General features: G+C 72.1%; 11 protein-coding genes. 1 reads left to right on the forward strand and 10 read right to left on the reverse strand.

Features of this window, described 5'->3' with window-relative positions:
• Positions 1-7 precede the first annotated feature (7 nt).
• Positions 8-592 carry a signal peptidase II gene (lspA, locus tag ACIQKA_RS07250; RefSeq protein ID WP_383149190.1) on the reverse strand — a complete coding sequence of 195 codons (585 nt, stop codon included), beginning with the start codon at positions 590-592 and terminating at the stop codon, positions 8-10.
• A 132-nt stretch (positions 593-724) separates the two neighbouring features.
• On the reverse strand, positions 725-1,633 hold the full coding sequence (locus ACIQKA_RS07255; protein ID WP_402540308.1) for a TraR/DksA family transcriptional regulator: 909 nt from the start codon (positions 1,631-1,633) through the stop codon (positions 725-727).
• Positions 1,634-2,182: 549 nt separating this feature from the next.
• Between ACIQKA_RS07255 and ileS the strand changes: the two genes are divergently transcribed.
• Positions 2,183-5,326: an isoleucine--tRNA ligase gene (gene ileS / locus ACIQKA_RS07260; protein WP_383149194.1), complete on the forward strand. Its 3,144-nt coding sequence runs from the start codon at positions 2,183-2,185 to the stop codon at positions 5,324-5,326.
• 411 nt (positions 5,327-5,737) lie between these two features.
• Here ileS and ACIQKA_RS07265 read toward each other — a convergent pair whose 3' ends face one another.
• The 8 genes from ACIQKA_RS07265 to murG all read right to left on the reverse strand — a co-directional run bounded on the left by ACIQKA_RS07265 (position 5,738) and on the right by murG (position 12,931).
• Positions 5,738-6,838, reverse strand: coding sequence for a DivIVA domain-containing protein (locus ACIQKA_RS07265; protein WP_390106035.1), 1,101 nt, complete (start codon positions 6,836-6,838; stop codon positions 5,738-5,740).
• A 55-nt stretch (positions 6,839-6,893) separates the two neighbouring features.
• Positions 6,894-7,184 carry a YggT family protein gene (locus tag ACIQKA_RS07270; RefSeq protein WP_017238790.1) on the reverse strand — a complete coding sequence of 97 codons (291 nt, stop codon included), beginning with the start codon at positions 7,182-7,184 and terminating at the stop codon, positions 6,894-6,896.
• Between the two features lie 82 nt (positions 7,185-7,266).
• Positions 7,267-7,887, reverse strand: coding sequence for a cell division protein SepF (locus tag ACIQKA_RS07275; protein WP_121832120.1), 621 nt, complete (start codon positions 7,885-7,887; stop codon positions 7,267-7,269).
• 122 nt (positions 7,888-8,009) lie between these two features.
• Complete coding sequence (locus ACIQKA_RS07280; RefSeq protein WP_383149197.1) at positions 8,010-8,729, reverse strand: YggS family pyridoxal phosphate-dependent enzyme; 720 nt, start codon at positions 8,727-8,729, stop codon at positions 8,010-8,012.
• The gene (gene pgeF, locus ACIQKA_RS07285) at positions 8,729-9,505 is read right to left on the reverse strand and encodes a peptidoglycan editing factor PgeF (protein WP_383149199.1); all 777 of its coding nucleotides are present in this window, start codon (positions 9,503-9,505) and stop codon (positions 8,729-8,731) included. Before pgeF ends, ACIQKA_RS07280 begins: the two co-directional genes overlap by 1 nt.
• Complete coding sequence (gene ftsZ, locus ACIQKA_RS07290) at positions 9,502-10,719, reverse strand: cell division protein FtsZ (RefSeq protein ID WP_161371707.1); 1,218 nt, start codon at positions 10,717-10,719, stop codon at positions 9,502-9,504. The genes pgeF and ftsZ overlap by 4 nt, the downstream gene beginning before the upstream one ends.
• A 278-nt stretch (positions 10,720-10,997) precedes the next feature.
• Entirely contained in the window at positions 10,998-11,801 is an 804-nt protein-coding gene (locus ACIQKA_RS07295; RefSeq protein WP_402540311.1) for a cell division protein FtsQ/DivIB, read from the reverse strand.
• Positions 11,802-11,836: 35 nt separating this feature from the next.
• Positions 11,837-12,931 carry an undecaprenyldiphospho-muramoylpentapeptide beta-N-acetylglucosaminyltransferase gene (gene murG / locus ACIQKA_RS07300; protein ID WP_383149203.1) on the reverse strand — a complete coding sequence of 365 codons (1,095 nt, stop codon included), beginning with the start codon at positions 12,929-12,931 and terminating at the stop codon, positions 11,837-11,839.
• Positions 12,932-12,934 lie beyond the last annotated feature (3 nt).

Consider the following 12,934-nt stretch of genomic DNA (forward strand, 5'->3'; position numbering starts at 1 on the left):
TGCCTTGTCAGTCCTTGTGGACGGTCCCGTCGGGGTCCAGGCCCCGGAACGACAGGATCACGATGAGGATGCCGCCGCAGACGATCGCCGAGTCGGCGAGGTTGAAGACGGCGAAGTGCGCGGGGGCGATGAAGTCGACGACCGCGCCCTCGAAGACGCCCGGCGAGCGGAAGATCCGGTCCGTGAGGTTGCCGAGCGCGCCGCCGAGCAGCAGACCGAGCGCGATGGCCCAGGGCAGGCTGTAGAGCTTCCGCGCGAGCCGGACGATCACGACGATCACGGCGGCGGCGATGCAGGTGAAGATGATCGTGAAGGCCTCGCCCATGCCGAAGGCGGCGCCCGGGTTCCGGATGGCGTCGAAGCGGAGCAGGTCGCCGATCACCCGGATCGGCTCGCGGCCCTCCAGCTTCTCGACCACGAGGATCTTGCTGCCGAGGTCGAGCAGGTAGGCCAGGAGGGCCACCACGAACAGGGCGACGATCCGGCGCCCGCCCCGGGGACGCTCCGCGGGGACGTCCGTGCCGTCGGAGGCGGCCGACCCGTCGGCCCCTGCTGAATCCGGCGTACCGATGATGCGCTCCGCCTCTGCCACGTGAGTGAGTCCCTCGACCTCGATGCCTGACCGTGCACCGAGGGTACGGCACAGGCGTGCGACACCGTCGGCCGAGACCACCGACCGCGCGGCGCCCGGCCCGTGCCGCCCCGGACGCCGCGCGGGCCCGCCTCAGCCGCGCCGCTCCTGCCGCTGCTTGTCCTCGACGCAGAGCGTGGCCCTCGGGAAGGCCTGCATCCTGGCCTTGCCGATCGGCCTGCCGCACACCTCGCACAGGCCGTACGTGCCGGCGTCGAGCCGCTCCAGGGCGTGCTCGGACTGCTCCAGCATCTCCCGGGCGTTGGCCGCGAGGGCCAGCTCGTGCTCGCGGGTGATGTTCTTGGTGCCGGTGTCGGCCTGGTCGTCCCCGGCGCCGTCGCCCGAGTCCCGCATGAGGCCGGTCAGCTCCTCCTGCGAGTGGGCGAGCTCGCTGCGCAGCCGCAGCACCTCCGCCTGGAGCCCGTTGCGGGCCTCGGCGACCTCCTCGGGCGTCCAGGGGTCCTCGCCCGGCCGGACCGCGAGCTCGCCGGTGCGGGCCGGAGGCACCGCGGTCCCGTCGCCGACGGTCGTGACGCCACCCGCGGTCTTCTTCGCTGCCACCGTCCTGGCTCCTGTCTGCTTCCGCGCGGACGCCCTGCCGGCGGCCGCCCTCTTCGTCCCGGCCTTCCCGGCGGGCGCGTCCGGGGCGTCGGCGTCCTCGGCGGAGGCCGCCTCGGCGGGGGCCGCCGCTCCCGTCTTCCCCACGACGGCCTTCTTGGCCGCCGCGGCCTTCTTCGCGACCGTCTTCTTCGCGGACGCCACCTTCTTCGCGACCGCCTTCTTGGCGCCCGCCCTTCCGGCCTCCTTCTCGCCGGCTTCCTTCCGCCCGGCCTTCTCGGCCTTCTCGGCCTTCTCGGCCTTCTTGCCCTTCTCGCCCTTCTCCGTCTTCTTCCCGGCCGCCTCCGGGGCGGGCTCCGCTTCCTCCGCGACCGTGGGGTGCCCGGCGACCGCCGCCGGTCTCCCGGCCGTGGTCTTCTTCGCGGCGGTCTTCTTCGCCACCATGTCGCGGCCCCTTCACGTTTTGTGATCTTGCTCGCGAATCGTGCTGGGACGATAAATCGGCCCGAGGCCCGCGGCAACGGGGCACGCCGCCGTTCCCACCCGCCCCCGCTCCCCGCCGGGGCGGCCTGCAACCGTTGTGCCCAGCTCCCCGCGCGGTTATCCGCCCCACCCCTCCCCCACATGGCCGCACCCCGGGTCCGGCGCCCGCCGTGTGGCCATTCGGGTCACGGAAAACCGGTCGGCCCCCCTTCGCCGGGCCCCGTACACTGGCCTCAGCGAAAGGCTTGGATGGGGACGAGTAGCGTCGTACGCAGCCATGAGCGACCCGGGGACGGTGAGAGCCCGGGGGCGAGCCCGATGTGAAGCATCACCCCGGAGCCGCCGGAAGAAAGCCGCGCCACGGGGCGCGGCGACTAGACCCGGCGTCGCGACCCCAATGAGGGGGCTCGGGACGGTCACGTCCGGGGCCAAGGAGGGTGGTACCGCGGGAGCAGCGCTCTCGTCCCTCCGACGGAAGCAGAACCGTCCGTCCGGAGGAGAGTCCGCCGCATGACAGCGCCGCAGTACCGCCAGGTGCCCGCCCAGGTCGACCTGCCCGCCCTCGAGCACGCCGTGCTCGACTTCTGGCAGGAGAACAAGGTCTTCGCGAAGACCCTGGAGCGGTCCGAGGGCCGCCCCGAGTGGGTGTTCTACGAGGGCCCGCCCACCGCCAACGGCATGCCGGGCGCCCACCACATCGAGGCCCGCGTCTTCAAGGACGTCTTCCCCCGCTTCCGGACCATGCGCGGCTACCACGTGGCCCGCAAGGCCGGCTGGGACTGCCACGGCCTGCCGGTCGAGCTCGCCGTCGAGAAGGAGCTCGGCTTCTCCGGCAAGAAGGACATCGAGGCGTACGGCATCGCCGAGTTCAACGACAAGTGCCGCGAGTCCGTGACCCGGCACACCGACGCCTTCGCCGAGCTGACGACCCGGATGGGCTACTGGGTCGACCTCGACGACGCGTACCGGACCATGGACCCCTCGTACATCGAGTCGGTCTGGTGGTCGCTGAAGCAGATCTTCGAGAAGGACCTGCTGGTCCAGGACCACCGGGTCGCGCCCTGGTGTCCCCGCTGCGGCACCGGCCTCTCCGACCACGAGCTGGCGCAGGGGTACGAGACGGTCGTCGACCCCTCGGTCTACGTCCGCTTCCCGCTGACCTCCGGCCCGCTGGCCGGCCGGGCGGCGCTCCTGGTCTGGACGACGACCCCGTGGACCCTGGTGTCCAACACGGCGGTCGCCGCCCACCCCGAGGTCTCCTACGTGGTCGCCACCGACGGCGACGAGCAGGTCGTCGTCGCCGAGCCGCTGGTCGACAAGGCGCTCGGCGAGGGCTGGGTCACCACCGGCGAGACCTTCACCGGCAAGGACATGGAGCGCTGGACGTACCGGCGCCCGTTCGAGCTGATCGAGTTCCCCGAGCCGGCGCACTACGTCGTCAACGCCGAGTACGTGACGACCGAGGACGGCACGGGTCTGGTCCACCAGTCCCCCGCCTTCGGCGAGGACGACCTCCGGGTCTGCAAGGCGTACGGCCTGCCGGTCGTGAACCCGGTCCGCCCCGACGGCACCTTCGAGGAGGACGTGCCGCTGGTCGGCGGCGTCTTCTTCAAGAAGGCCGACGAGGCGCTGACCGCCGACCTGGACGCGCGCGGCCTGCTCTTCCGGCACGTCGCGTACGAGCACAGCTACCCGCACTGCTGGCGCTGCCACACGGCCCTGCTCTACTACGCGCAGCCGTCCTGGTACATCCGCACGACCGCGGTCAAGGACCGCATGCTCGCGGAGAACGAGGGCACCAACTGGTTCCCGGAGTCGGTCAAGCACGGGCGCTTCGGCGACTGGCTGACCAACAACGTCGACTGGGCCCTCTCCCGCAACCGCTACTGGGGCACCCCGCTGCCGATCTGGCGCTGCGAGGAGGGGCACCTGACCTGCGTGGGCTCGCGCGCCGAGCTGACCGAGCTGACCGGCACCGACCAGTCGGGCCTGGACCCGCACCGCCCGTACATCGACGCGGTCACCTTCCCCTGCACCCACGAGGGCTGCGCGCTGGAGGCCGTCCGCGTGCCGGAGGTCATCGACGCCTGGTACGACTCGGGCTCGATGCCGTTCGCTCAGTACGGCTACCCGTACGAGAACAAGGAGCTGTTCGAGAGCCGCTACCCGGCGCAGTTCATCTCCGAGGCGATCGACCAGACCCGCGGCTGGTTCTACACGCTGATGGCCGTCGGCACCCTGGTGTTCGACAAGTCGTCGTACGAGAACGTGGTCTGCCTGGGCCACATCCTCGCCGAGGACGGCCGCAAGATGTCCAAGCACCTGGGGAACATCCTCCAGCCGATCCCGCTGATGGACCAGCACGGCGCCGACGCGGTCCGCTGGTTCATGGCGGCCGGCGGCTCGCCGTGGGCGGCCCGCCGGGTGGGCCACGGCACGATCCAGGAGGTCGTCCGCAAGACCCTCCTGACGTACTGGAACACGGTCGCCTTCCAGGCGCTCTACGCCCGCACGTCGGGCTGGGCGCCGAGCGCGGCGGACCCGGCCCCGGCCGACCGCACGGTCCTCGACAAGTGGCTGCTCTCCGAGCTGAACACCCTGGTGGCCGAGGCCACCGAGGCGATGGAGTCGTACGACACCCAGCGCACCGGCAAGCTCCTGTCGGCGTTCGTCGACGACCTGTCCAACTGGTACGTGCGCCGCTCCCGCCGCCGCTTCTGGCAGGGCGACAGGGCGGCCCTGCGGACCCTGCACGAGGTCGTGGAGACGGTCACCCGCCTGATGGCCCCGCTGACCCCGTTCATCACCGAGCGGGTCTGGCAGGACCTGGTCGTCCCGGTGACCCCGGACGCCCCGGAGTCGGTCCACCTGGCCACCTGGCCGGAGGCGGACGCCGCGCTGATCGACGGCACCCTCTCCGAGCAGATGCTGCTCGTCCGGCGCCTGGTGGAGCTGGGCCGGGCGACGCGCGCCGAGTCGGGCGTGAAGACCCGTCAGCCGCTCTCCCGCGCCCTGGTCGCGGCCAACGGCTTCGCGGGGCTCTCCCCCGAGCTCCGGGCCCAGATCACGGAGGAGCTGAACGTCTCCTCCCTGGCGTCCCTCTCCGAGGTCGGCGGCTCGCTGGTCGACACGACGGCCAAGGCGAACTTCCGCGCCCTGGGCAAGCGCTTCGGCAAGGGCGTCCAGGACGTGGCCAAGGCGGTGGCGGCGGCGGACGCGGCGGCCCTCTCCCTGGCGCTGCGCTCCGGAGAGGCTCCCTTGGAGGTGAACGGCGAGACGATCACCGTCACCCCCGAGGAGATCGTCATCACGGAGACCCCCCGCGAGGGCTGGTCGGTCGCCTCGGACGCGGGCGCGACGGTCGCCCTCGACCTGGAGATCACCCCGGAGCTGCGCCGGGCGGGCCTGGCCCGCGACGCGATCCGGCTGATCCAGGAGGCCCGCAAGAACAGCGGCCTGGACGTCGCCGACCGCATCGCCCTGCGCTGGACCTCGGACTCCGAGGAGACCGCGGAGGCCCTGACGGCCCACGCGGCCCTCATCGCGGACGAGGTCCTGGCGACGGACCACGCGAACGGCGAGGCCGACGACAGCTACGGCGCCCCGTTCACGGACGAGGCCCTCGGCCTGACGTTCCGCCTCCGCAAGGCGTAACCGGCACGGTAAAAGCCCGGCTCCCCGGTCTCCGGGGCGCCGGGCCTTCCGTTTCCCCCGCTCCTCCCCGAAACCCTGCCGGGGGCGGGGCGACTCGCGCTCCGGCGGCGGGGTGCCGCCCGGGGCCGGGGCGGGTTCGGCGTGCCGGGACCCGGCGTCCTCGCGGCGCGAAGCCGCCGCGTTCAGGGCCGGGGCTCCTCCGAGGTCCGGCGCGGAGCCCCGGTTTCGGGAAGGGGCGAGGGGGAACGGCCCGCCGCGGCGCTCCCGGCCCCGCACCGGACGCCGGCCCGAACTCACGGCGCCCCCGCCCGGCTCTTCCCCGCACACGACGAAGGGCCGGCCCCCGGTTTCCCGGGAGCCGGCCCTCGTAGCCTGCCGACGGCTACGCGCTCGTCGCGCGACCGCCCGCCGTCAGTTGTCGTCCTCGTCGATCAGGAAGCCCCGCATCGGCGCCGGAGCCTGCTGCATCGGCTGCGGTGCCTGCGGACGGACCGGAGCCATCGGCTGGGTCATCGCCGGGGACATCTGCTGCTGACCGCCGCCGTAGGACGGGGCGCCGCCCATGGACGGGCCGCCGCCCATCGTGCCGCCGCCGTAGGACGGGGCGCCGGCGCCGGCCGAGGCCATCGACGGGGCCGGCGGCAGGGAAGCTGCGGCCGGGGTCCGCGGCGGAGCCAGCGAGTCGTCCGCCTGGGTCTCCAGCTGGCGCAGCTGCGACTCCAGGTACGACTTCAGACGCGTGCGGTACTCGCGCTCGAAGCCCCGCAGGTCCTCGACCTTGCGCTCCAGGGTGGCGCGGGCGGACTCCAGGGAGCCCATCGCGACGCGGTGCTTCTCCTGCGCGTCCCGCTCCAGGGCGTCGGCCTTGGCGCGGGCGTCCCGCTCCAGGCCCTCGGCGCGCGAGCGCGCCTCGCCGACGATCTTGTTGGCCTCGGAACGGGCCTCCGCGATCGCCTGGTCGGCCGTCTGCTGGGCCAGCGAGAGGACACGCGCGGCGCTGTCGCCGCCCGGAGCCTGCGCGGGCTGCTGCTGCTGCATCTGCTGCGGGTGGCCCATCGGACCGCCCTGCATCGGGCCGGGACCCATCGGTCCACCCTGCATGGGGCCGCCCTGCATCGGGCCGGGGCCCATGGGCCCGCCCTGCATGGGGCCGCCCTGCATGGGACCGGCGGGAAGCTGAGGGGCACCGGAAGGCAGCTGCGGCGGGCCCATCTGCGGCGGCTGCTGCTGGACCGGCGGTCCGGATATGGCGGCGGGTACCGGGGCCCCGGGACCGACGGGACGATCCTGCTGCTCCGGGGGCTTGCGCATGCCCTGCTGCTGCTGGTTCTGCGCGGCGGCGCGCGTCGCGGCGGCCAGCTTGGCGCGCAGGTCCTCGTTCTCGCGGAGCAGGCGGGTCAGCTCGGCCTCGACCTCGTCGAGGAAGGCATCGACCTCGTCCTCGTCATAGCCTTCTCGAAGGCGGACGGTCGTGAACTGCTTGTTCCGCACGTCCTCGGGAGTCAGCGGCATCTCTTCTTCACCTCTACGTAGTCGTCGGCAGTCGGCAAGACCGTATCGTCCACACTCACCTCGCGAAGCTGCTCACGATGGAGATCAGGATGTAGACGATGATCATCAGAACGAAGAAGGACAGGTCGAGTGCCACACCCCCGAGACGCAGCGGCGGGATCAGCCGCCGCAGGAGCTTGAGCGGTGGATCGGTGACAGTGTAGGTGGCCTCAAGGACGACCACCATCGCCTTACCGGGTTGCCATGAACGGGCGAACTGGAAGACGTAGTCCATGACGAGCCGGACGATCAGGAGGACGAGGAAGCACATCAGCACGATGTAGACCACCTGTAGTGCGACGCCCATCCCGCGTTTCCCTCTCCCCTGGCTTGCGTGCTCTCGCTCGTCCCGGCCGCCCTCGCGACCGGTCCGTCCGGTTCCTGTGTTCTCAGCTCTGGTTGAAGAATCCGCCCTCTGCGATCCGGGCCTTGTCCTCCGCCGTGACATCGACGTTAGCAGGCGACAACAGGAACACCTTCTGCGTCACGCGCTCAATGCTGCCATGGAGTCCGAAGACGAGTCCGGCGGCAAAGTCGACAAGTCGCTTCGCGTCCGTGTCGTCCATCTCCGTGAGGTTCATGATCACCGGGGTGCCCTCACGGAAGTGTTCCCCGATGGTACGGGCCTCGTTGTAGGTCCGGGGGTGCAGCGTGGTGATGCGGTAGGGCTCCCGCTCGGACACGACCTTGGGCATGATCACCGGTGCGTTCTTCTCCAGGCTCGGGCGTTCGGGTGTGATGGATGCCACGGGGGCAATTCGGGCCGGACGTCCACTTTCGGCGAGTACCGGGACGGAATGGGCGACGGGCTCCCGGGGAGCCGGGGGCTTCACCACGCGCACCGGCTCCTCGTGCTCCACCTGTCGCGGGGGGGCATGGCGCCGGTCGCGCTCGGGCTCCGGCTCCAGCTCGGGTTCGAAGTCGTCGTCGGGGTCGAAGCCCCGGCCGTCGTACCCATCGTCCTCCACGAGGCCGAGGTAGACCGCCATCTTGCGCATCGCGCCGGCCATTCTCCGATTCCTCCGCTCTGTGGTGGATCGGCCTTGTCACCAAGTGCCGGCGATCCACGGGTCGTCCCGCCGTTCTGCGGAATGACCATATTTTCTGCTGTGGTCCGACTTGCTTCGCGACGTTACCCGAGCTTCGGACGGACACCGAGTACCGCCGTACCGACGCGTACGTGTGTCGCCCCGGCGGCGACGGCCTCTTCGAGGTCCCCGCTCATCCCAGCGGACACCATGTTCGCAGCAGGACGGGTCGCGCGCAGGGCAGTCGACAAATCCATCAGCCGGCCGAAGGCCTCGCGCGGCTCGCCGGCGTAGGGGCCGGCGAGCGGGGCGACCGTCATCAGGCCGTCGAGCCGCAGCCCGGGCGCGGCGTCCACGGCCGCCGCCAACTCCTCGATCCCGTCGGGCGACACGCCGCCCCGGTCGCCCCGTTCGCCGGACTCCGCGTCGAGCGCGACCTGGATCAGACAGCCGAGTTCGCGCCCGTCCCTCTCCGCCGCCGCGGAGAGGGAGGAGACGAGCTTCGGGCGGTCGACGGACTGCACGACGTCGGCGTAACCGACCACCGACTTGACCTTGTTCGTCTGCAACTGGCCCACGAAGTGCCAGGTGAGGTCGAGATCGGCACAGGCGGCCGCCTTGGGCGCGGCGTCCTGGTCCCGGTTCTCGGCGACGTGCCGAACTCCCAGGCCGTGGAGGATTCTCACGTCGCTCGCGGGGTAGGTCTTCGTCACCACGATCAGGGTGACCTCCTCGCGCGCGCGTCCTGCGGCGGCGCAGGCGGCGGCGATGCGCGCCTCCACCCGGGCCAGGTTCTCGGCGAGTTCCGCCGTGCGGTCCGTCATCAGCTCTTTCCTGCCGGGGATCCGGGGGCCTCGCCCCGGGAGGACTCGGCGTCCAACCAGACATATCCCGCGAGTCGCCCCGTGGTGCGGTCGCGGCGGTACGAGTAGTGGTCGCGGGACTCCAGGGTGCAGGTCCCGGCGTCCTCGACGTCCCGGACCCCGAGCCGTTCAAGCTGCGCGCGCACTCCGGCGGCGACGTCGACGGCGGGGGTCCCCCAGGAGGTCTGCGCGGCGGCGGCCGGTTCGACGGCCGCGACCTCGTCGCGCATCGCCTCCGGCACCTCGTAGCACCGTCCGCAGACGGACGGTCCGGTGCGGGCGACGATCCGGGCGGGGTCGGCGCCGAGGCCGGTCATCGCCTTCACGGCGGCCGGGACGACCCCGGCGACCATGCCGGGCCGTCCGGCGTGGGCCGCGGCCGCGACCCCGGCGACGGGGTCGGCGAGCAGGACCGGCACGCAGTCGGCGGTGAGGACGGCGAGGGCGAGTCCCCGCCGGGTGGTGACGAGGGCGTCGACGGAGGGGATCTCCGCCTCGCCCCAGGGGCCGTCGACCTCGGCCACGTCCGCGCCGTGCACCTGGTTCATCCAGACCACCAGGGCCGGGTCGAGTCCGAGGGCCCCGGCGGCGAGCGCCCGGTTGGCGAGCACGGCCCCGGGGTCGTCCCCCACCGCGCCGCCGAGGTTGAGCTCCTCGTGCGGAACGGCGCTCACCCCGCCCCACCGGTCGGTGAAGGCGAAGTGCGCGCCGTTCGCGTCGAAGCGCCGTCCTATCACTTCAGGAAGTCCGGGACGTCCAGCTCCTCGGCCTGGCTGTCCGCGTACGGACGGGCCGGGGGGACCACCGGCGGGGCCGGGGTCAGCGGGGTCTCGTTGACGGCCGGGGCGACGGGCTCGGCCGGGGCGGGGGCCGGGTCCTCGCGCGGGGTCACCGTGCCGAGGCCGCCCAGCGGCCGGGAGGTCTCGGTGGCGCGGGGCGCCGGGGCGGGCTCCTCGCGCTTGGCCGAGACCGAGCCGATGATGTTGTCCCGGCGGGCCGGCGGCTGGCCGCCGTCGAAGCCGGCCGCGATGACGGTGACCCGGACCTCGTCGCCGAGGGCGTCGTCGATGACGGCGCCGAAGATGATGTTGGCCTCGGGGTGGGCCGCCTCGCTGACCAGCTGCGCGGCCTCGTTGATCTCGAAGAGACCGAGGTCGCTGCCGCCGGAGATGGAGAGCAGCACGCCGCGGGCGCCGTCGATGGAGGCCTCCAGGAGCGGCGAGGAGATCGCCATCTCCGCGGCGGCCACCGCGCGGTCGTCGCCGCGGGCGGAGCCGATGCCCATCAGGGCGGAACCCGCCTCGGACATGACCGACTTGACGTCGGCGAAGTCGAGGTTGATCAGACCCGGGGTGGTGATGAGGTCGGTGATGCCCTGGACACCGCTCAGGAGGACCTGGTCGGCCGACTTGAACGCGTCGAGCACGGAGACCTGGCGGTCCGAGATCGAGAGCAGCCGGTCGTTGGGGATGACGATGAGGGTGTCGACCTCTTCGCGGAGCTCGGCGATGCCGTCCTCCGCCTGGTTGGCGCGGCGCCGGCCCTCGAAGGTGAACGGCCGGGTGACCACACCGATCGTGAGGGCGCCGAGCGAGCGCGCGATGTTGGCGACGACGGGGGCGCCGCCGGTGCCGGTGCCGCCGCCCTCGCCGGCGGTGACGAAGACCATGTCGGCCCCCTTGAGGACCTCCTCGATCTCCTCGCGGTGGTCCTCTGCCGCCTTGCGACCGACGGCCGGGTTGGCCCCGGCCCCGAGGCCGCGGGTGAGTTCACGGCCGACGTCGAGCTTGACGTCGGCGTCGCTCATCAACAGCGCTTGCGCGTCGGTGTTGATCGCGATGAACTCGACGCCCTTGAGACCGACCTCGATCATTCGGTTGATGGCATTGACACCACCGCCGCCGACACCGATGACCTTGATGACTGCGAGGTAGTTCTGCGGTGCTGCCACGTCGAAGGCCTCTCGCCTCGAGTTACGTGTCGCCACCGCGCGGTTGGCCGCGCTGCGACGACGGATGCCGATTGGGACGGTCCGAAACGCCGACCCAAACCCTAACGTTGAAGTTTAGGGTTACCAGTGTCTCTGTTCGCTGGACTCTTCCGAACAGGACACTAAGTCGACAAGCGGCGCACGTTCAACGAACACGCCGAACCTCCCGTTTTTCTTTTCACCCTATGTGATCACCCGTAGCGCTGGCCAACCAGGGTGCTGGCCAGCGGTGATGCCCGTCAACTCCCCGACGAGGCGGGCGCCGTGGGAGCACTTACATCGAAGTGCCCCGCTTTGGGAGCGGCCTTCATGAGGGCGGTCAGGACCCGGGCCTTGACGGGGCCGTGTTCCCCGCTGCCCCAGAGGACGGTGCGGCCCCCGGTCAGTTCGAGCGTGACGGAGTCGTACGAGGTGACGCGGACGACCCGGGTGTTCCGGGCGACCTCCGCCGGGAGCTCGCCCCGGACGCGGACCGCCTCCTTGAGCAGCCGGTCCGCGTCGAAGCGGCGGATGCTCGGGGAGGAGGAGGCGTCGAGGGCCAGCAGGGGGACGCCCGGGGGCGCGGTGGCGACGGTGGCGAACCGCACGCCGTTCGTGTCCACTTCGGTGAACTTTCCGCCCTTCTCGATGAGCAGGACCGGCTTCCGTTCCGTCACTTCGAGTCCGATTCCGTGCGGCCAGGACCGCACGACCTCGATCGACTCGATCCGCGGCAGCAGGCTCCGGGTCCTGGCCTCGATCGCGTCGGTGTCGACGGAGGCGAGCGGGGCGCCGACCGGGACGGCGGCGGCCCGCTCGACCTCGGCCGGGGTCAGGACCCGGGTGCCGGAAGTCTTCACACGTTCCACACGGAACCAGTCCGACCCGTAGAGCGCCCAGAGCAGGCCGGCCGCGACCGCGGCGAGGCCGAGCGCGGAGAGCAGGAACCGGGGCGCGGGCACCCGGAACCTTCCGTTCCGGGCGCCCGGCCGGGGCGGACCGTCCGGCGACCCCTTCGACCCGCGTGCGCCGTTCTTCCCGGCGGTCGTCGGTGCGGTTGCCACCCGGCGCCTCCTGCCCTTCCGTCCGGAGCGCCGCGCTACGCCTGGCGGCGGGCGGCGATCGCCTCGTACACCATGCCGACGAGCAGGTCGTCGGCGTCCCGGCGGCCGAACTCGGCGGCGGCGCGGGACATCTCGTACAGCCGGTGCGGATCGGCCAGTACGGGCAGGACGTTGGCCTGCACCCACTGCGGCGACAGCTCCGCGTCGTCGACGAGGAGCCCGCCGCCGGCCTTGACCACCGGCTGGGCGTTGAGCCGCTGTTCGCCGTTGCCGATGGGCAGCGGGACGTACGCGGCGGGCAGCCCGACGGCGGAGAGCTCGGCGACGGTCATCGCGCCCGCGCGGCAGAGCATCATGTCGGCCGCGGCGTACGCGAGATCCATCCGGTCCACGTACGGTACCGGTACGTAGGGCGGCATACCGGGCATGTTGTCGACGCGCGGCATTTCGTTCTTCGGGCCGACCGCGTGCAGGATCTGGATGCCGGAACGCTGGAGCACCGGGGCGATCTGCTGGACGACCTCGTTGAGGCGCCGGGCGCCCTGCGAACCGCCCGAGACGAGCAGCGTCGGCAGGTTCGGGTCGAGCCCGAACGCGGCGCGCGCCTCGGGGCGCACCAGGGCCCGGTCGAGGGTGGCGATGGTGTGCCGCAGCGGGATGCCGATGTAGCGGGCGTTGCGGAGCTTGCTGTCCGGGGTGGCGACGGCGACCCCGGCCGCGTACCGCGAACCGATCTTGTTGGCCAGGCCGGGCCGGGCGTTGGCCTCGTGGACCACGATCGGCACCCCGAGCCGCTTGGCGGCCAGGTAGCCGGGCAGGGCGACGTAGCCGCCGAAGCCGACCACGCAGTCGGCCTTGGTGCGCTCCAGGACCTGCTCGGCCGCCTTGATCGTGCCGCGCAGCCGTCCGGGGACGGTGATCAGCTCGGGGGTGGGCTTGCGGGGCAGCGGTACGGCGGGGATGAGGGCCAGCTCGTAGCCCCGCTCGGGCACGAGCCGGGTCTCCAGGCCCTTCTCCGTGCCCAGCGCCGTGATCCCCACGCTGGGGTCCTGCCTGCGCAGGGCGTCCGCGAGGGCGAGCGCGGGCTCGATGTGGCCGGCGGTCCCCCCGCCGGCGAGTACGACATGCACCGA

Source organism: Streptomyces sp. NPDC092045 (assembly GCF_044756005.1).
Lineage (GTDB): Bacteria > Actinomycetota > Actinomycetes > Streptomycetales > Streptomycetaceae > Streptomyces.